Origin of the sequence: Micromonospora lupini (assembly GCF_026342015.1) — a bacterium.
Classification (GTDB): domain Bacteria; phylum Actinomycetota; class Actinomycetes; order Mycobacteriales; family Micromonosporaceae; genus Micromonospora; species Micromonospora lupini_B.
Genome location: NZ_JAPENL010000001.1, coordinates 61906 through 80123, shown reverse-complemented (window position 1 = coordinate 80123; position 18218 = coordinate 61906). Strand labels below are relative to the sequence as shown.

The 18218-nt window shown below is 69.0% G+C and carries 14 protein-coding genes; 8 read left to right on the top strand and 6 right to left on the bottom strand.

Annotated elements, in window-relative coordinates; genetic code table 11:
- Positions 1-408: 408 nt before the first annotated feature.
- Both OOJ91_RS00335 and OOJ91_RS00330 read right to left on the bottom strand, forming a co-directional pair.
- Positions 409-1584, bottom strand: coding sequence for a metallophosphoesterase (locus OOJ91_RS00335; RefSeq protein ID WP_266241216.1), 1176 nt, complete (start codon positions 1582-1584; stop codon positions 409-411).
- 724 nt (positions 1585-2308) lie between these two features.
- A complete protein-coding gene (locus OOJ91_RS00330) occupies positions 2309-2698 on the bottom strand; it encodes a winged helix-turn-helix transcriptional regulator (RefSeq protein WP_266241214.1) in 390 nt (129 codons plus the stop codon).
- Between the two features lie 63 nt (positions 2699-2761).
- Here OOJ91_RS00330 and OOJ91_RS00325 point away from each other — a divergent pair, with 63 nt between their 5' ends.
- Positions 2762-3514: an SDR family NAD(P)-dependent oxidoreductase gene (locus tag OOJ91_RS00325; protein WP_266241211.1), complete on the top strand. Its 753-nt coding sequence runs from the start codon at positions 2762-2764 to the stop codon at positions 3512-3514.
- Between the two features lie 541 nt (positions 3515-4055).
- Here OOJ91_RS00325 and OOJ91_RS00320 read toward each other — a convergent pair.
- From OOJ91_RS00320 to OOJ91_RS00305, 4 genes are all read right to left on the bottom strand, one after another.
- A complete protein-coding gene (locus OOJ91_RS00320) occupies positions 4056-4856 on the bottom strand; it encodes a leucine-rich repeat domain-containing protein (protein ID WP_266241209.1) in 801 nt (266 codons plus the stop codon).
- 696 nt (positions 4857-5552) lie between these two features.
- Entirely contained in the window at positions 5553-6476 is a 924-nt protein-coding gene (locus tag OOJ91_RS00315) for a hypothetical protein (protein WP_266241208.1), read from the bottom strand.
- Between the two features lie 139 nt (positions 6477-6615).
- Entirely contained in the window at positions 6616-7050 is a 435-nt protein-coding gene (locus OOJ91_RS00310; protein ID WP_266241206.1) for a hypothetical protein, read from the bottom strand.
- 218 nt (positions 7051-7268) lie between these two features.
- The gene (locus OOJ91_RS00305; RefSeq protein WP_266241204.1) at positions 7269-7754 is read right to left on the bottom strand and encodes an HIT family protein; all 486 of its coding nucleotides are present in this window, start codon (positions 7752-7754) and stop codon (positions 7269-7271) included.
- A gap of 22 nt (positions 7755-7776) precedes the next feature.
- Here OOJ91_RS00305 and OOJ91_RS00300 point away from each other — a divergent pair, with 22 nt between their 5' ends.
- The 7 genes from OOJ91_RS00300 to OOJ91_RS00270 all read left to right on the top strand — a co-directional run bounded on the left by OOJ91_RS00300 (position 7777) and on the right by OOJ91_RS00270 (position 17986).
- On the top strand, positions 7777-9843 hold the full coding sequence (locus tag OOJ91_RS00300; protein WP_323178396.1) for a BTAD domain-containing putative transcriptional regulator: 2067 nt from the start codon (positions 7777-7779) through the stop codon (positions 9841-9843).
- 2 nt (positions 9844-9845) lie between these two features.
- Positions 9846-11309: a toll/interleukin-1 receptor domain-containing protein gene (locus tag OOJ91_RS00295; RefSeq protein ID WP_266241200.1), complete on the top strand. Its 1464-nt coding sequence runs from the start codon at positions 9846-9848 to the stop codon at positions 11307-11309.
- A 66-nt stretch (positions 11310-11375) separates the two neighbouring features.
- A complete protein-coding gene (locus tag OOJ91_RS00290) occupies positions 11376-13667 on the top strand; it encodes a protein kinase domain-containing protein (protein WP_266241198.1) in 2292 nt (763 codons plus the stop codon).
- Positions 13664-14974, top strand: a complete 1311-nt coding sequence (locus tag OOJ91_RS00285; RefSeq protein WP_266241196.1) for a hypothetical protein — start codon at positions 13664-13666, stop codon at positions 14972-14974. The genes OOJ91_RS00290 and OOJ91_RS00285 overlap by 4 nt, the downstream gene beginning before the upstream one ends.
- Complete coding sequence (locus tag OOJ91_RS00280; RefSeq protein WP_266241194.1) at positions 14971-16827, top strand: AAA family ATPase; 1857 nt, start codon at positions 14971-14973, stop codon at positions 16825-16827. The genes OOJ91_RS00285 and OOJ91_RS00280 overlap by 4 nt, the downstream gene beginning before the upstream one ends.
- Positions 16824-17462 carry a 4Fe-4S cluster-binding domain-containing protein gene (locus tag OOJ91_RS00275; protein ID WP_266241192.1) on the top strand — a complete coding sequence of 213 codons (639 nt, stop codon included), beginning with the start codon at positions 16824-16826 and terminating at the stop codon, positions 17460-17462. Before OOJ91_RS00280 ends, OOJ91_RS00275 begins: the two co-directional genes overlap by 4 nt.
- Complete coding sequence (locus tag OOJ91_RS00270) at positions 17450-17986, top strand: FHA domain-containing protein (protein WP_266241190.1); 537 nt, start codon at positions 17450-17452, stop codon at positions 17984-17986. The genes OOJ91_RS00275 and OOJ91_RS00270 overlap by 13 nt, the downstream gene beginning before the upstream one ends.
- Positions 17987-18218: the final 232 nt, after the last annotated feature.

Below are 18218 nucleotides of genomic sequence, written 5' to 3'. Positions count from 1 at the left end.
AGGCAGCAGCCCGGCGCCGCCGCTGTCGTGGTCGCCATCGGTGGCCCCCGGCCGGCACGGAACAGCAACGAGACGAGTGGCCGCGGGACAGCGGAGGCAGCCGTTGGCGGGGTCGGGGCTAGCCCCTCGGGTCATGTCCGCCCTTACGCAGCGTCCCTCGCTGTTCCTTGACGTGCACCGGCCCTACCTGCCGATGCTCATCCCCCGCTGCACGCGGTCGATCCGGGACACGGCCGTCGGCTGGAGGCCCTGCCTGGAGGTCTTGTGCCTCGGTCTGTCGGTGAGCGCCGCATTGACCAAGCGAGGCGACTGGGCATCGGGTGCATGGGGGCGGATCCCGGGGCCTGGGGACAGCCAGCGGGTCCGGAGCACGTTCAGGTGAGGCGGTAGGTGTTGGCCCAGTCGGGGCTACCCCGCTCGGAGGGTGAGCAGGGTGATCTCGCTCGGCGCGAAGATCCGGAACGGCGGACCCCAGAAACCGGTCCCTCGGCTCGTGTAGAGCTGGGTCTGGCCATGCCGGCTGAGGCCCTGCACGACTGGCTGATCGAGCCGAACCAGGTAGTGGAACGGCCACATCTGGCCGCCGTGGGTGTGCCCGGACAGTTGCAGATCCACGCCGGCCGCGACCGCGTCGTCGATCTGCTTGGGCTGGTGCGCCAGCAGCAGCACGGGCAGCCGCGGGTCGGTGCCGGCGAGCGCCGCGGCGTGGTCGGCGCGGTGACCGGCGACGCCGGACGAGGCGGCGGTCACGTCGTCCACCCCGGCGACGACGAGCCGGGCGCCGCCCCGCTCCACCACCAGGTGCCGGTTGTGCAGCGGCTCCCAGCCGAGGGCCCGCATGTGCTCGACCCAGCCCTGCGCCTCGCCGTAGTACTCGTGGTTGCCCGTCACGTACACCCGGGCCAGCCGCGCCTGGACGGCTCCCAGCGGCGCGGCCTGCGCGCGGCGCTGGTCGACCGTACCGTCGGCGATGTCGCCGGTGTGGCAGACGATGTCGGCGCCCAACCCGTTGACCACCTCGGTGGTCCGCGCGGACCAGCGGGCCCGGTCGATCGGTCCGTAGTGGGTGTCCGTCAGCAGCACCACCCGGACGCCGTCGAGACCGGCACCCAGCCGATCCACTGTGACGTCCACCCGCCGGACCCGGGGCACTCGCATCGCCTCGGCGTACCCCCAGACGGCCAGGACGACCGAGACGACCGCCGCGCCGACCGCCACTGCCCGGGACCGCACCGGATCGGCGACCCCCGCGGCGGCCAGCGGGAGCCGGGCCACGTTGCCGAGCAGCGCCCAGACGAACAGGATCCAGACCAGGCCAAGGAGGGTGTCCCCCGCCCGGGCCGCCGCGTCCAGCCGCCGGCGGCCGTGCCCGAGATACATCAGAACGGGGAACGCGACAAGCGCGACGACGAACACGCTCGTGCCGGCGGCCACGACCGGCGCCGGCCACCGCGCCGCCACCGTCAACGTCCACCACGGCAGCCCGAACAGCAACGCCAGGACCGCGACCAGCGTCGCCCCGGACACCAGCGGTCGCAGCGACCCTCGCGCCGGCCGCACCTGTACGGCATCGCCAGCAGCCATCGTCGTCCTCCGTTCGGGTCCGTGCAGCATGACACGGTCCGGGCCGGATCGACCACGCCGGAAACCGTGAAGGACCCGCCCCCGTAGGTAATCGACCCGCGACCCGAGGGTGCCTCGTTTCAGGCACGGTCAGCGGGTGGCGGGCAACGCCCCGGCCGAGAGTCTGCGCCTGATCCGCGCCCGCCCCGCAGGCGCGGCAGCACAGTGTCGGTTGCAGTCTTCGCGCCGGTGCTGTTGACGCTTGTCCAGGCGGCCCACCCGGGGCGTGGGCAGGGTCGGCTTGTCCGGTGCCAGAACGGCGGCGTTGTAGACTAGGACGTCGGGTTCGCCGAGTTCGTCGATGGCGTTGGTGAGCCGAGAACACACTCACCGGACTCGACCGCAACCATCCGGGCCTACACCGCTCTCGCTTTGCTCGCGAGTTCCGGCGCCAGATGTCGCTGAGTTCGGGGGCCAGCGAGATTTCATCACTCTCGATGTTCGTGAGTTTCGGCGCCAACGCTGATTGAGAGGGTTCCGCCTGCCGCCGCCGGATCCTCAACTCACGCAGGATGACGGCTCATGGGAGGCCTGGCGCGCATTCTCTGCGGCTAGGAGAGTGACGTCCGGTAACCCGCCGGCTACAAGAACGCTCCGGCCGGTTCAGCGCTGGACCAGGCGATCGGGGTTTCAGTGAGCCGGCGGCCGGACTCGTCAACCCTCCGCGCCGCTTCACGAGGGATGCCTAGCTGTCGTAGCGTTGCTGGGCCTCGAGCATGGCGTCGGTGTGGGCGCCGAACCAGCTCAGCAACCCGCACAGCGGTGCCGCCAGACTCTCCCCGAGCGCGGTGAGGGAGTAGGTCACCTGCGGCGGTGTAGTCGGCTCGACGTGCCGATCGACAAGGCCCGAGCGGGCGAGGGACTTCAGGTTCTGCGACAGCATCTTCTGGCTGATGCCGCCGATGCGCTGGTGCAGCGCGGAGAAGCGGTGCGGGCCGGTGATCAGCGCGGCGATGATCAACGTACCCCAGCGGGTGGTCACCTGATCCGCGATTGCGCGCGAGGGGCAACGGCTGTCGAAGGTGTCACCGGCCAGCAGCCGATACGCCGACTCAAGCTGCGGACTCACTGTCATGCAAGCAGCTTACGAAATAGTGCGTACTTACTGGAAGTGAGCAACTTCCTTAATCTCAGCAGCATGACCGAGTTGCAGAACCACACAGCCCTCGTAACCGGCGCCTCCAAGGGCATCGGGGCCCACCTCGCCTCCACCCTCGCAACGGCGGGCGCGTCGGTGATCGTCAACTACCGCACCGACGCCACCGGCGCCGAACGCGTCGTCAAGGACATCATCACCGCAGGCGGACGCGCGATCGCCGTCCAAGGCGACGTCGGTCGCCGTGAAGACGTCCGAACGCTGTTCGCCACCGCCCGAAAAGCATTTGGACCTGTCGACGTCCTGGTCAACAACGCGGCCATCGCCACGTTCGCCCCCTTGTCCGTTGTCACCGACGAGGACTTCCACCGGCAGGTCGACACCAATTTCCTCGGCCCGGTGCTGACAATGCAGGCTTTCGCCGCTCAGGAGGACCTCGGCTCCTCGGCGTCCATCGTCAACGTCTCTACGGCCGGCACATCCAGCCACCCGACCTACAGCGCGGTGTACGTGGGCACCAAGAGCGCGTTGAACTCGATCACCCGGATCGTCGCCAAGGAACTGGCCCCGCGCGGCATCCGGGTCAACGCCGTGGCACCGAGCGCCTCGGACACCGACGGCACCCGGGCAGCGGGCTTCATCGGCTCGCCCGCTGCTGAGGCCGCCATCGCAGACATCCCGTTGGGTCGCTTGGGCACGCCGGAGGACTACGGGCCCGTGGTGACCTTCCTGGCCTCGGACGCCGCCCGCTGGATCACTGGGGAAGTGTTATTCGCCAGCGGTGGTCAGCGATGACCGGCAGCAGCAGTTCGGGGACCGACAATCAACCTGCCCGAAGGCCCGACCCTGAGCACCATGCGCCGAAGCCCGCGCCACCACACGCCTGGCCAACCACAGCCAGTCCCCACCACAAGCCAACAAACCCGCGCCGTTCCATCCAGTTCCCTGAACATGCGATCCGCAGGCCAACCGTCGACAGGACGGACGATGGCTCCCCCCGCAGCAGCGGACAGGCCCAACCGCGTCACCTCCGGACGGGCAACCGACGACGCTCACACCATCGGCGGCTCGAGAGTCGCAGCGCCGTCGGCGACGACGGACACGACAAGCGGTGCAGCGGCGAAGCTCGGACCCTGGGAAGGACACTCGCAAGTGCCTGTGGGCTCTTCGCCCCCACAGGCGGACCGCCGGCCAAAAATCGGAACGCTCCGCTCGGGCGCACCTGGACCGCGCAGACTGATCACCCGAACGCCCCAGCCGGACCCGGCTCCGGTGGCCCGCGCATTGCTCAAGTGCACGCCAATCGACACTTGCGGGTGGTCTCGTGGTAGCAGCCTCATCGCCTGGCGGCCGGCTGAACGATGTCCGGGCCGCCGGTGTGCGGCGTCGGGAGGTAGCCAGGGTAGGGCTGCGGCAGTGCCGCCACGCAGGCCGCGGAACATGCGTTTACCAGCAACGGCAACACGTCGGTGGCGACCATGCCGGAGATCCAGACTTGGCGAAGCTCACCGTCAACCGGCCCATCGCAGACGCTGCAGGTTCGCACCGCATCGCAGCCCCACACGGCTGGGTCGAGCGCGGCGAACTCCGCCTCAACTGCACGGCTCGCTGCCCGCAGCCGTGGAAAAGGCGGACGGAACTTGAAGTTGCCATAGAGGACGCGCGTGCTCACCGTGCTGTCGGCTAATTTCGTGCATCTGGTCAGCTCGTACGGATACCAATGCAGCCGGTGGGAGGTGTACGGCTCGAAGACCTCAAGGCTGGTCATTGACCCAATCTCAGACGGGATGCGAACCAGATTCGTGCCGTAGAGCACCAGACGTTTGACGGCCGTCAGCTTCGCGATCGTCGCCGGTAGCGTGACGATCTGCCGCCGCTCAGGCGCAGTCAGCTCCACGAACGGCTCGAACACCGTCCGCCCATCCGCTGCGGCCTCGTCGATCAGCGCCAGCAGATGCCGCCAACCCGCCGCCTCGGTGTCCTGGCGGTCCGCATGGAAGACGACGTTGTTCGGCCGGGTCGCGACCGAGTGGCCGACGCAGTGGCAGTGATCGCGGGCCGGACCCCCTGCTTTGGGTCCGACCGCATCTGCAAAGCGATTGGGAACCCGCTGCGGCGTGATCTCGTTCGCGTCCACGCCGAGGACCCTATCGGCACCCATCAGCCACGTGCGTGCTGTCATCGGCTACCCCAGAAAGCGGCACGTTCTCCCGGCTGGACGCTCATGCTGTCGGGTGCGAAGCACCAGGCCGACAGCACTCCGGCATGTACCGAGCCGGCGCGCCCCGGCGGCACGGTCGTGATCTGCGCAGCCTGATCCGCTGGGAGATGAAGAAGTAGCCGCTACCGGCAACCGCCGTGCACGAAGGGCTGCACGGTCCAGTAGTGAGCCGTGCCGCCGGCACCGAGTCGACGGCGAGAAGCCACTCGTCGCCGAGCTTGCCGATGACGAGGTCGCCGCTCTCGAATCGCAGCACGAGACCAGCACAGACCTCGTCGACGTTCTGGCCGACGATCACGGCGCCGTCCGTGAGCCGGGCGCCAATGAGTCCGGACAGCACATCCGGACGCCGCGCCGGGCCGACCCTGGTCTCTCCGCACTCGTCCATCTCGTAGGAACGACAGGGACTCTCCTTCGCGAGCAGGAGCTGGTCGCCGCGACCGTGCAGACCGACCGGTATCGCACGACTCTCACCCGGCCGACAGCGCCGATGAGTGGGCAGCGTGCCATCGAGCGGTGCCGCGAACGTCTCCGCGCTGGCCAGCAGCAGGGTTCGCGGTCGCCGTCCGGGTGCTGCGGGGATCAGACCTAGTTTTGGTATTCCGCGCCCGATCACCCTTCGAGGTGGTCGAGCACGGCTTGCGCGTTCCGGACCACGACCGCGATCCTCTGCTGGGCGGCGCGCAGATCCTGGGCGCGCGCCTGAATCATCGCGGTCTGGTACGCGGACTCGACTGAGAACCAGACGCCCACGACGTTGTTACGGATCTTGCACGCGACGTCCGCGGTCGCGGTCCGCTTCTCGGCGGATGAGGGCGTGGCCGGTCGAAGATCCGCAGCTGCCGCAGCAGTCAACGGGTCGACGTAGTTGTAGCCCTGTTCGTGCATGCACGCAGACCATCTGCCGAACACCTGGCGCATCCGGTTGTCCGCCCGCGCCTGGTCGAAAGCGTTGAAGTCGATCGAGGTGACAAGGTGCTCGGCGATGTCCTCGGGACTCGTGAGCTGCAGTTTACGGCCCGCCTCGCCCGCGCAGCCACCCACTGGCACCTCCTGCCCTTGGTAGGTGCGGGTGGGCTGACCGGCCAGTGCCGGGCGGCCGTCCTCGCTGCCGGTCCAGACGAGCATTTCGGCGGGCGGCACGGCGGCACCCGGCTTTGTGCGAGCGATGGTGCCTTCGCCCGGTGCGAGGTGGTACCCCCACCTGGCGGCGACGGCCGGGTCGGTGACGCCGTACCGGCGCGACATCGGCTCAGGGCCCGCGCCGCCGGTGGCTGCGGCGGGACGTCCGCGATCGATCCCGAAGCGTCGCATGCAGTCGTTGACGAGGATGGATCGAGCCCGGTTCAGTGTGACGCGCTGCTCGCCGTCGAGCCGGTACGCCTCGATGGGCAGGACCAGTCCCGCAACACCGTCGGCGCTGCGCATGTCGGTGACCGCGGGTGGACTGCTGATTGTGATCCCACCCACGCCACCATGGTCACCTGTGCCGTCGGGGTCGGGGGAGCAAGCCGCCGCGGTTGCGAGCAGCAGCATGAGTGCGCCCCATCGGGCGGTTCTTCGTCCGTGCAATGCCATGTTCGCTGCCCCCGGCTGCTATCGGTGGCACATGACGCCGCCGCGGCAGGGCCGGCGGCATCACGTGCCACGAGGGTCTGACGTGTCTGGATGGTGGCTAGTTGGCGGACCAGGAAAGCGACCGGTTGTTGTTGGTGAGACCGGCGAGGCTGTACGGCGCACTACCCTGATCGCAGCAGACGCCCAGCGCGTACACCGCGCCAGTCATGCCGGGCTCGGACCAGATCAGCGGCCGCCAGCTCGTGTCGTAGTTCGACGCCGAGCCGGCGTTGTTCCAAACCCGGGTGCCGTGGCCGGACCCGGACGGCCCGAAGTAGAGTGCCGGGCTCTTCATGTCGTTGATCCAACCGTTGAGGCAGATGGAGGCCCCCTGCTGCTGTTGGCCGTAGTACAGGACAACCGGACCGCCGGAGCGGACCGTGCAGTTGGTTTCGACTCCGGCCGACGCTGATTCGGGGAAGGCGATCAGCGTGGCGGTGCAGGCGGTGACCGCAGTGACGAGTCCGTGCAGGACTTTTCGGTTGAGTTTCACGAGTTCCTCCCTTGGCGCCCGGTCATACGGCCGGGCATTCGCAAATTGGTTCGGTCCTTGCACCTTTCCGCTGGCGATCGTCGTTGAGCGGCCAGCACATAGGGCAAACGTTAAGATCCGCGGAGGCGCTGAACGGACCGGCCACCGCCGCATTTCCCGAACGCGGTCGGCGGCCTTACCCGCGTGGCGCGGCTCAGATGACCGTCACGGTCCGGGTGTCAGACCTGGCCGACATGTCGTCCCCCTGCTGCGGGCGGGGGTGCCCGGGAACGGGGCGGCATGGCGGCATGGATCCGTTGAGCGGTCCGCTCAAGCCGGGCCCTGTCGATTGTGGGTCCCCGCGCCGGCCAGATGCTCTGGATCGGATCCCCGTGCCAGCGGGGAACCAGGTGTATGTGAAGGTGAGGAATCGTCTGTGAGGCAGCCTGGCCGGCCGAAATGATCAGGTTCAGACCGTCCGACGCGAGCGCCTCTCTGATCGCATGGGACACGTCGAGAACGGTGTCCATCAGCGGCTGGACGTCCTCCGAGGCCAAGGCCCACAGGTCGGTCACGTGCCTTCGAGGTATCACCAGAGTGTGCCCGGCGGCTGCGGGCAGCAGCGGGACGAAAGCCATCGTCTGCGGGGTTTCATAAATCCGCAGAGCCGCTGCCGTGCCGTCACCGATCTGGCAGAACACGCAGGTCCCGACGTCGTCGTTCATCCGTTCGCCCCTCTTCTGCCGCATGTTCCCATCAGATGCGAGAGTCGAATTTCTCCGGCATCGACGTGTTCACCGTTCTGGTACGCGCTGCTCCCATACCGCGCCCGGTTCTGCTTCAGTCGAGGTGGAAGAGCCGACGCGTGGTGGAGGGAGTGAAGGCGCCATGCCGCTACCGCAGAAGTGCCTTCCGCCAGCGAGCAGGGTGGTCTGGGCGGCCCGAATTGCCGAGGTGGTCGGAGAGATGACCACGTATATTCGAGTTCTCCTATGCGTGGAGGCCCCAGTGAAGTTTTCGGTGCTCGGTCCGCTGCGGGCTCTCCGGGACGGCCGCCCTGTCGTCCTGCGTGGTCATCGGGAGCGGAGGATTTTGGCGGGGCTGCTAACCAGGCCGAACGGGCTGGTGACGCACGGTCGGTTGGTCCGGGTGGTGTGGGACGACCCTCCCGCGACGGCGCGACGACAACTGCAGAACTGCGTCTGGCAGTTGCGGCGCCAACTCCACGGAGACGTCGGAGGAGAGCGGATCAGTGGAGCCCCGGAGGGCTACCAGATCAACGTCGACCGGACCGATCTCGACGCGCTGGTCTTCGACAAGCTCCTCGACGAGGCTCGTCGGCTCAGCGGGCGCCACCAGGACCAGGAGGCGATCGACGCGTACGACGAGGCACTCAGCCTGTGGCGGGGAGCGGTGGCGCTCGACGGGGTGCGGACCTCTTGGATCGAGGCTTGGGCGGCCAAGCTTGACGAGCGCCGGATCTGCGGCCTGGAGGAGCGGGCGGAGGTCCACCTGCGACTGAGTCACCACCAGGCGATGGCCTCCGAACTGACGGGGTTGGTCGCCGAACACCCCCTGCGGGAACGACTCGTCGGGCAACTGATGGTCGCGCTGTACCGCGGCGGTAGGCAGGCAGACGCCCTCCGGGAATACCAGCATCTGGCCCACCGGCTCGCCGAGCTGGGGCTGACTCCCAACCCGCACCTGGGACAGCTGCAGGTGATGATCCTCCGCAACGACGCGGCCCTGGAGGTCAGCTCCCAGTCGTCGGGGCCTCCGCGAGCCCGGTCTGCCGTGGCGCTGTCCCGGGGAACGGACCCGAATCCGGTCCCACTGCCCGCGGCGTGGCTTCCGCCGACGCTGCCGGACCACCCGGTTGACGGTGCGCCACCGTTCGAAGAACTGCTGCGCCGTATGCGGCAGGCGGCGCAGACGACCAGCCCTCGGCTGTTGCTACCGACCCTCGCCGCGCAGGTGCGGACCCTGCGAGGGCTCGCCGAGGTCAGCATGCTGGCCGAACGCGTGGAGATTCTTCGACTGGCCGCCAGGTACGCCGAGTTCACCGGTTGGATGGCACAGGAGGCCGGCGATGACGCGGCCTGTCTCCAATGGACCCGCACTGCTGTCGCTCTTGCCGCGGCTGGCGGCGACGGGGACTTCGGCCGGTTGTTCGCAATCCGTCAGGCAGATATCGCCCTCTACGACGACGATCCGGCACGCACCTTGATCGCTGTCGCACCAGTGGTGAGGGACGCGGCCGCTCCGCCGCAACTCCGGCGGCTGGCGTTGGAACGGGTCGCTCAGGGCTCCGCCCTCATCGGCAGGTCGGACGACTTCCACGCGGCGGTGGTGGAGGTGGGTCGGGCGCACCGACAGGTGGCCGGCGGGATGCCCGTGTTCGGGTCGGGCAACATGCCGGATCCGGCGGCGATTGTGCAGGGGTGGGGGCTTGTCGATCTCGGGTCGTACCGGGAGGCGGCGCACATCCTCGATCGGGAGGTGCTCAGGATCAGCCCGGCGGCGAGCCGGGCCCGCGCCCGGTATGGCGTTCGCCGACTACTCGCCCACGTCGGCGCCGGCCACCTCGATGCGGCCCTGGAACTCGCTCCGGACGTGCTTGACGGCATCGAACTGGTCGACTCGGCGACCATCCGCACCGACCTGCGCCGACTGCGTCGGCTGCTGGCCCGCTGGTACCAGGACCCCACGGTCGCACCGTTGACCGCCCGGCTCACCGAGGTCCTGACGCCGGCGGCACGAGCCGACGCGTACGGCCTTGAGCCGACCGACAATTCCACCCGACGGATCGGGTGAGCATGAGCGGCATCTTCATGAACTATCGTCGCCACTTCCGCGAGGCCGGCGACGACAGCGAACCCGCTCTGGTCGAGGCGCTCGCCGACCGACTCCGGCGGCACTTCGGGGACACCGAGGTGTTCCTGGATGTGGAGTCAATCCCCGTCGGCGAGCGGTACCCCAGCCAGCTCCGGGCCCGGCTGAGGGACGCCGAGGTGCTGATCGCCATCATCGGTCCCGGCTGGCTGGCGGAGACCCGGCATCGGGCGACCCGGCCGGCAAAGGACTGGGTCCGCTGGGAGATCGCGGAGGCGTTGCGGCTACCGGGCATGGTTGTCGTGCCGGTCCTGCTGGGCGAGACCCCTGTCCCGGTGGCGGATGACCTTCCGGCGGACATGCGTGACCTTTCGGCACGCCAGTCGCAGCGTATCCGGCACGGCACCTTCCGCCTCGACGTCATCCGGTTGATCGAGGCGCTGGAGGCGCACGTCCGCCCGACCTGGATTCCGCCCGAGGAGCCCGCGAAGAAGTCCGGAGTCTCCGGACGGCTGACGAGGATTCTCGCCGGTGCGGTCGGACCAGCGATCCTCGCCACCGTTCCGTACTACTCACAAGCAAAAGAATCAGAATCGGATTCAATTCTCGGGTTTTTGCAGACCTACGCACTGTTTGTCTTTCTCGTCTGCCTGTTGCCTGTTGTCCTACTAGCTGCAGCGCTGCATCTGGCGGAATCCTTGAACAGGTTCGAACGCGCCCTCTTGGTAGCGAACCCGGCAGCCATGCTGCTGGGGCAGGGCATGACGATGACGTTCATCCTGGGACTGATTCTTGGCGTGGTGGTGGCCCCTAATGCGACCGGGGAAGGCGGCCTCAGCTTTCTGATCTCATTTGTCCTGGTGTTTATGGCCGTGCCGATTTTGGGTGGCTATTACGTCATCCTTGAGCAGGCTGCACGGCAGTGGCCGCCGGCTGTCCCGGTCCGCGGTGAGGCCGCCGGCGGCCGCGCCCTCCGGGTGATGGCACAGTACCGGCAACGTTCGGCCTCCCGATCCTTGCCGTTGTCCCGCCTGGAGCGCGATCAGACCGCGTGGCTGCACGGGCGCCTCGAGGAGGCGATGAACGGTCTGCGCGAGGAGACTCGGCGAGGCTGGGTCAACCAGATCAAGTCGATGGAAAGCTTCTTCATCTTCCTCATCTCGCTTGAACTTCCGACCGCCACTCTCCCCTCCCTGTTGCTTCCGTGGGCACTCAGTCGTCACGGTGCGAGCCCGGTTTGGATCGTGGGCGGTGTCGTGGTGGCTGTTGTTGTCCCCATCCTCGGGCCGTTGGCGTGGGTGCTGTACGTGCGCGTGAAACGACTGAGAACCGACAGGATCGCGGATGAGATCGACTCCTTTCTGCGCGAGCTTGAGACCACGCTGGCCGCCGGTCATCAGTCGGTGTCCGCGGGTTCGCACCCGCTGTCCGTAGGGGATTCACCATGAGCAGAGCTGGCGCGAGCGCGACGGGTCACCACGCCACGACGCGATCGAGCGGGCGGTAGGTGGCAGGTGAACCCGCGACCGCCTGCCGAGGGTGACGTGCCGCCGACGCGCCGCGAGGCCGATCGGGCCGCCGACCCCGGGCCACAGGTTCCCGCCACACGCCGGGAGCACCCGGCCGAGTCCGATGTGGCCGTACCGGTGACCGCCGGTCTGCTGCGGCTGCCCGACCGGGTGTCGGGCTGGTCGGTGATCGCGGCGTTGCCGGCGGGCGCGGAGGCCGACGTCTTTCTACTGCGCGACACGGCGGGCCACGACCGGGTGTTGAAGATCTACCGACCGGGGATCGTCATCGACGAGGACGCGGTCGACCGGCTGATCGGGCTGCGCAGCGAGAGGTTGGTGACGCCCATCGACTTCGGTGTCGCTGAGGGTCGGCGCTGGGAGCTGACCGAGTATTTACCGGCTGGCACCCTGGCGGACTTCGTCGACCAGGGCCCCCGCCCGATGCCGCCGGAACTGCTGCGGCACGTGGTCGCCGAGCTGACCGAGGCGCTCGGCGAACTGCACTCGGCGACAATCGTGCACGGCGACCTCAAACCGTCGAACATCATGGTCCGGAGCCTTCCGCCGGACCTCCGGCTGGCGCTGGCCGACTTCGGACTGAGCAGGTACCTCGGTCCAGCATCGGTGCGATTCACCAGCCGCGGCGTGACGTTCGCCTACGCGGCGCCGGAGAGTTTCGCCGGCGCCTACTCCCCGGCGGGCGACTGGTGGGCCGTCGGTGTGGTGGTCCGACAACTGGCCACCGGCCAAGCCCCGTTCGAGGGTCTCGACGAGCGAATCATCCAGCACGAGGTGACGGTCCGGGGCGCATCCGTCGACGGTGTCGCGGACCACCGGCTGCGGCTTCTCTGCGAAGGGCTCCTGGTCAGCGACCCAGACCATCGGTGGGGCGAGGCGCAGGTCCGGCGGTGGCTGTCCGGCGGATCGCCCGAGGTGCACCGTCCGGCCTCGACGTCACGTGCCGCGCCGCTGATCCTGAAGGGGGTGCCCTACCGCACCCGCTCGCAGGTCGCACGCGCGATGGCGGCCCACTGGAGCGACGCGGCGGACACGTTCCTGCGACGCGTCGGCACGCGAAAAGACCCAGGCGAGGGGTGGCGCGTGCTGCGCGCCTGGCTGGAGCAGTTCGACGACGATGTCGACGAACGGATCCGGCTGATCGACCAGACGTTGACCCACCCGGATCACACCCCCGATGTGCGAATGGTGCATTTGCTGCGCTGGCTGGACCGGGGGCAACCGGCGACCTACCTGGGGCTGCGAGTGGGGTCGGAGCACCTCGCCGATGCGGCGGCTGTGGCGGTGAGGGAGCCGGACGGCCGCGCGGCCACGGCGGTCCGCGACCTGTGGCGATACTCGCTCCTGCCGGTGCTCGCCGACTTCGGCGACGGCCAGGCCCTCGTGCAGGTGGACACACGCTGGCGGAGCTCGGCACAGGACCTCGACGCGCTCGCCACCCGGGTCGATTTGCCACCACAGGCTTCGTCGATGCTGGCGGCCCGCCGAACCGAGCACCGGGCCGTCCTGCTCAGCGTCGCCGCCGATCCGGATCGGTTGCGACCGCTGCTGGACAGCGCGGTTCGGGATCGCGGAGAAATTACCGAGCACCTGGACTGGTTCGAGGCACTGCCTCCGGTGACCGACGTGGCCAGCGCGCTGTGTGTGTTGACGGTCGTCCCCGCCGCCGTGCAGGAGTGCGCCGGCATCGTCGAGGCCCGTACCCGGGGACAGCGCGTTCTCGACGAGGAACTGAAGCAGCTCAAGGCCGGACGGCCGAAGGCCCTATTGTTCGCCGCGGCGGCCTCCCTGATCTGGGCGCTGGCCGTCGCCGCTCCCGTGTTCCTGCCCCATCTTCTTCCCGACCCACGTCTCGTGATCAGACACTGGTCGGTCCCCGTCGCGGAATGGCTGGTGCCCACCCTGGCCGAGGTCGGCTTCGCGGTGCGGGCTGGATCCTTCTACCATCCGCGCTGGTCCGTGCTCGACCGAATGCGGTGGCTGGCTCGGCGCGTGCCCACCGGCTGGGCAGCGCTTCGCAGGGGCGCCAACCGCGTCCGGGGCGGCGCTCCGCCGCTGCTGCTCGGTGTGCTGACGTTGGCCTGCTGCTGCGGCGTTCCGTTCCTCTGGTCGGCGGGACTACTGGCCGTCGCCATGGTCGCGCTCATCGGGCCGGTGGTGCATCTCGGCTGGACCGGCACCCGGATATGGCGTTTCGGTCAGGTCCGTCGACAACGAAGCCGTGACTTGCTCGGCAGCGAACTCACTCAGCGGCGAAACGGGAGGGAAGCGGAATGAGCGCTGGCAGTGTGGTGGTGTTCCCGGTGGGGGCCGTGATCGGCACCGCAACCGTCGTCGGAATCCGCGCCACGGCGGCACTCGGCAGGCTACTCGAGGTGAGCCCAGGCGAGGCAGCCGCCCGCAACGCGCGGATCCGGGCACACACCACCGCGCGGCGGCAAGCCGTCGCCGCCCAGGAGTCGCAGCGGGATCAGGCCGTCCACGCCTGGGAACTGCGACTTGAACGCCGGGCGGCCGCCCGGGTCGACGCGGCGTATGCGGCGTCCGCCCTCGCACAGCAAGGACTGCCGGCGGAGCCCGCGCTGGCCCAGCCCTCCGACTCGGCGCCCGAATCGGTCTGGGACGCCTGGTGCGACGACGTCGACCGGGTCCTGGAGGGAGTGTTCAGGCGGGCCTCCGCCGCCCGGGCGGTCACCGCGGCACGGGGTCTCGCGGACCTGCTGCCACCGGTGTCGGCCGCGGCGCTGCGGACCGCGGCGGACGAGATTGACGAGCCGGAGCCGCTGCCCGGCGGTGGTTCGGACCCCGCCGCCGCCGTGGTGCGCATCCTCGCGGGCCTGCACCCGATGGCCGCCGCTGAGGACCGTGCCAGAGCCGAGGCCGCCGCCGCTGACGTCTGGCGCCGGCCCGACGAGCGACGGCCGCGCCTGCGGCAGGTGCAACTGCGGGTGCAGGAGGCCAACAAGCGGGCGCGGGTCCGTCGCTCGGACGCCGTCGTCGCGGCGGAACTGCTGGACGCGATGGAACCGTACGCGGCGCAGCAGGATCTTGACGCCGGCGCCCTACACCGGGCCAGGGCGGGCCTCGTCGACGTGGTGTCCGGCCGGGCGGAGCTCAACGACCAATTGTTGAACGAGGTTGAGCAACTGCGGTCGGAGATGGAGGAGCGAGCGTTGGCGATCGCGGTCCAGGATGCTGTGGCGGACGCGCTGACCGAGATGGGCTACAGCGTGGGCACCGAGTTCAGCGTCGGGCAACCCAGCACGGGCAGGCTCGCGGTGAGCCGACCCGACGACGCGGACCACCTGGTGCGTTTGAAAGTCGACGCAGGGGCACGCAGGATGCAGTCGATGGTCTACCGGACCGGACCCGGCGAGAACCCCCACGCCGACGCGGCAGCCGAGCACCGCTGGTGCGCCGACCTGGAACAGGCACTGGCCAGTCTCCGGGAGGCCGGCTTGCCGTGCGCGCACACCGAGCTGCGTCACCCGGGCGCCGAACCCACGCCCCGCACGGCTCCGCGGCAGCGCACCGAGCCCCGGCGCCGGCTCAGAAGCCGCGAGGCGGAGGGAGACGTACGGTGATCGACGACCTCGCGGGCTGGCCGGCGTTCGCCCGCGAACTGCACGCGACACTGCCGACCCAGTCGCAGTACGTGTTGTGGGGCAACGCCCACGATTCGTACCTCATCGACACGCCCAGCGGGGTGCGGCTGCTGTCCCTCACCGACGTGATACGTGAGCTGCTGGACCGGAGCGGCTACACGTTCGTACTCGATCATGATCTGATCGATTCTGGTGCCGTGCATCAGATCGGCAGAAGCGACGTGACGACTGCCACCCGTGCCCTCCTCGACGACGGGTATCGCCCCGGCGGCCCGACGCCCGACCTGGGTGCGCTGTTCGTCCAGCTCGCCGCGATCGCCCAGCCACGCACCAATGTGCGGGCGGCAGCCATCGTCCGAGCGGCGCACCTGCTGCGGCATCCGAGCGATCCGGACGACGCCGAGCGGCAGTTCCTGCGCCGCATGGAGAAGCTGGCCCGGTCGGCGCGGCCGGTCGCGGCCGAATCCGGTCGGACCCAGAGCCTGTACAACCCGGTGATTTGGTTGGTGGAGAACGAAAGTGACCTGCCGGCCTGGCTGACCGCGGGCAAGGACCGGATCCGCGTGATCAGCCTGCCCAGACCGGACTACGGCGATCGCGAACGCTGCGCCCGCCGGCTGCTGCACAGCCAGATCCCCGACGCGACGTTGCACGAGCGGGCTCGCTCGTTCGCCGAGCAGTCCGAAGGACTCACCCTGCAGGGCATGATCGAAGTGACCAGGCTGGCACGCGATCGTGGGCTGAGCCCGGAGCAATGGCCCGACGCGACCCGAACGTTCAAGCTCGGGGTATTGGACAATCCCTGGCGCCGCGACTACCTGCCCACCCGGATCCGAGACGGGGAACGGTCCCTGCCCCAGCGGATCATCGGCCAGCGCCAAGCCGTGACCAAAACCCTTGACATCCTCAAACGCGCCGCTCTCGGCCTGTCTGGCGCCCATGCGGCACGGGCATCGTCACGCCCGCGCGGAGTTCTGTTCTTCGCCGGTCCGACAGGGGTGGGCAAAACCGAGTTGGCCAAGGCAGTGGCCCATGTGGTGTTCGGCGACGAGGCGGCCTACCTGCGGTTCGACATGAGCGAGTTCTCCGCCGAGCACGCCGGCGATCGGCTGATCGGTGCTCCACCGGGCTACGTCGGTTTCGAAGCCGGCGGAGAACTCACCAACGCCGTGCGTCAGCAACCCTTTCGGGTGATTCTGTTCGACGAGATCGAGAAGAGCCATCCGCGCATCCTCGACAAGTTCCTGCAGATCCTCGAGGACGGCCGGCTCACCGACGGCCGCGGCGGTACTGTCCACTTCTCCGAATGCATCCTGATCTTCACCAGCAACCTCGGCATGTACGTCGACGACGGCACGGGCCAGTTGACGCCGACGGCAACGCCGGGCACTCCCTACGACCAGGTCGAGGCGATCGTGCGGGCAGCGATCGAGGATCACTTCACCCGGGTCCTCGGTCGACCCGAGCTGCTCAACCGCCTCGGCGACAACATCGTGGTGTTCGACTTCATCGGGCCGGCAGCGGCCGAACAGATCTTCGAACTCCAACTCGGCAACGTGCTTCGGCGCCTCAGCGAAGAACACCACGTGTCGGTCACGCTCGACCAGCCTGTCCATGCGCGCGTGCTCAGGGAGTGCACGCGCGACCTGGCCCGAGGCGGCCGGGGCATCGGCTCCACCCTGGAGACCGCGCTCGTCAACCCGCTGGCCCGCGCCCTGTTCGACCGACTGGCGGCACCGGCGGGCGACGCGCCGGCGTCCGGCGACACGACGTCGCTCGTCGTGATGGCTTGGCGGCGTCAGGCCGGCGTCATCACCGTGGAGCTGTCATGACGACCATCGAGATCAGTCGCCTCCACCACCCGGTCACCACCCTGGGATACGGCAGGAGAGCCGGAATCTGGCTGCAAGGCTGCACCCTCGCCTGCACCGGCTGCCTCGCCCGGGACACCTGGCCTCGCCGCCCCGACCGGTCGGTCCCCGTCGAGGAGGTGCTCGACTGGCTTACGTCGCTTCCTCAACGGATCGACGGTGTGACGATCTCCGGCGGCGAACCGCTCCAGCAGCCGGTCGCGCTCGCCGCGCTCCTCCGCGGGATAGCCACCTGGCGGCACACCAGGCCGATCGACATCCTGCTCTACACGGGATACGGCTGGTCGCGTGCCGCACGGCTGCCAGAGCTGCGCGCAAGCTGCGACGCCGTGGTCGCGGGTAGGTACGTCGAGCGGCGTAACAACGGCGACACCCCACTGCGTGGCTCGGCGAACCAACGCGTCATCACCCTCAGCCCGCTGGGCCACCAGCGATACGGCGAGGCCGCCCAGCTCGTCCGGGCAGGCTTGCAGACCGGCGTACTCGACGGCCGGCTGTGGCTGGTCGGGATCCCCCGGCCCGGCGAGCTCGACCAGATCGCCGATCATCTGAGAGCCCGCGGCATCGGCGTCGGGGAATCGACATGGAGCGGCTGATCTGCCGCGCCTGCGGCGAACCGGTCGGCTCCGATGACATCGTGTGCGGGAACCCGGACTGCTATGCGAACCTCACCGCCGTCTCGGCGGTCATCGAGGCCGGCAACCTCGTCACCCCGCGGCCGATCGACCCGGTCGCCATGGACATCACCTGTCCGTCGTGCGGAACGGCGTGTCCGCCGGGGAGCCGGATGTGCCCGCACTGCCTCAGTGTGCTCGAAACCGTCCTGACGATCGCGTTGCTCGACCCGCCGTGGCAGACAGTGCTCGAGGCCGGAGGAACCCTGATCCTCGGTCGGGACCCCGGCTCGCCCGCGGCGGCCGCGCTGTCCGGCCACGACGCTGTCTCGCGACGACACGCGGCTGTCACGACGGCACCGGACGGGGCTGCGACGGTGACCGACCTGTACTCCACGAACGGTACCTGGCTGGACCAACGGCGGCTTGAACCCGGCGTACGCCACCCACTTCGATCTGGGGCCGCCCTGCGACTCGCATCGACCGCGACGTTTCAGGTCGAGTGACAACCCGACCAATCGCCCCCCCCCCGGCGCAGCGGATACTCAACTTCCGGCCTTCCGAACGGGGCAAGGGGCGGGGCGGGCGTGATACCAGCGCAGCTCATCGGCCGCCTTCCTGAGCGCAGCGAGCAACGAACGCCCCGCCCCAGTAGTTGCTACCCCACCCCCTGCAGGGTTCGAAGCTGTCCGCCGTCTGCAGCTTCGAATCTGGGAAAGCTTGAACCAGCATGGGATC

Coding starts and splice junctions, on each gene's coding strand:
- OOJ91_RS00335 (WP_266241216.1), bottom strand. CDS start 1,584: ATGGCTGCTGGCGATGCCGTACAGGTGCGGCCGGCGCGAGGGTCGCTG.
- OOJ91_RS00330 (WP_266241214.1), bottom strand. CDS start 2,698: ATGACAGTGAGTCCGCAGCTTGAGTCGGCGTATCGGCTGCTGGCCGGT.
- OOJ91_RS00325 (WP_266241211.1), top strand. CDS start 2,762: ATGACCGAGTTGCAGAACCACACAGCCCTCGTAACCGGCGCCTCCAAG.
- OOJ91_RS00315 (WP_266241208.1), bottom strand. CDS start 6,476: ATGCTGCTGCTCGCAACCGCGGCGGCTTGCTCCCCCGACCCCGACGGC.
- OOJ91_RS00305 (WP_266241204.1), bottom strand. CDS start 7,754: ATGAACGACGACGTCGGGACCTGCGTGTTCTGCCAGATCGGTGACGGC.
- OOJ91_RS00300 (WP_323178396.1), top strand. CDS start 7,777: ATGTTCCCATCAGATGCGAGAGTCGAATTTCTCCGGCATCGACGTGTT.
- OOJ91_RS00295 (WP_266241200.1), top strand. CDS start 9,846: ATGAGCGGCATCTTCATGAACTATCGTCGCCACTTCCGCGAGGCCGGC.
- OOJ91_RS00285 (WP_266241196.1), top strand. CDS start 13,664: ATGAGCGCTGGCAGTGTGGTGGTGTTCCCGGTGGGGGCCGTGATCGGC.
- OOJ91_RS00275 (WP_266241192.1), top strand. CDS start 16,824: ATGACGACCATCGAGATCAGTCGCCTCCACCACCCGGTCACCACCCTG.
- OOJ91_RS00270 (WP_266241190.1), top strand. CDS start 17,450: ATGGAGCGGCTGATCTGCCGCGCCTGCGGCGAACCGGTCGGCTCCGAT.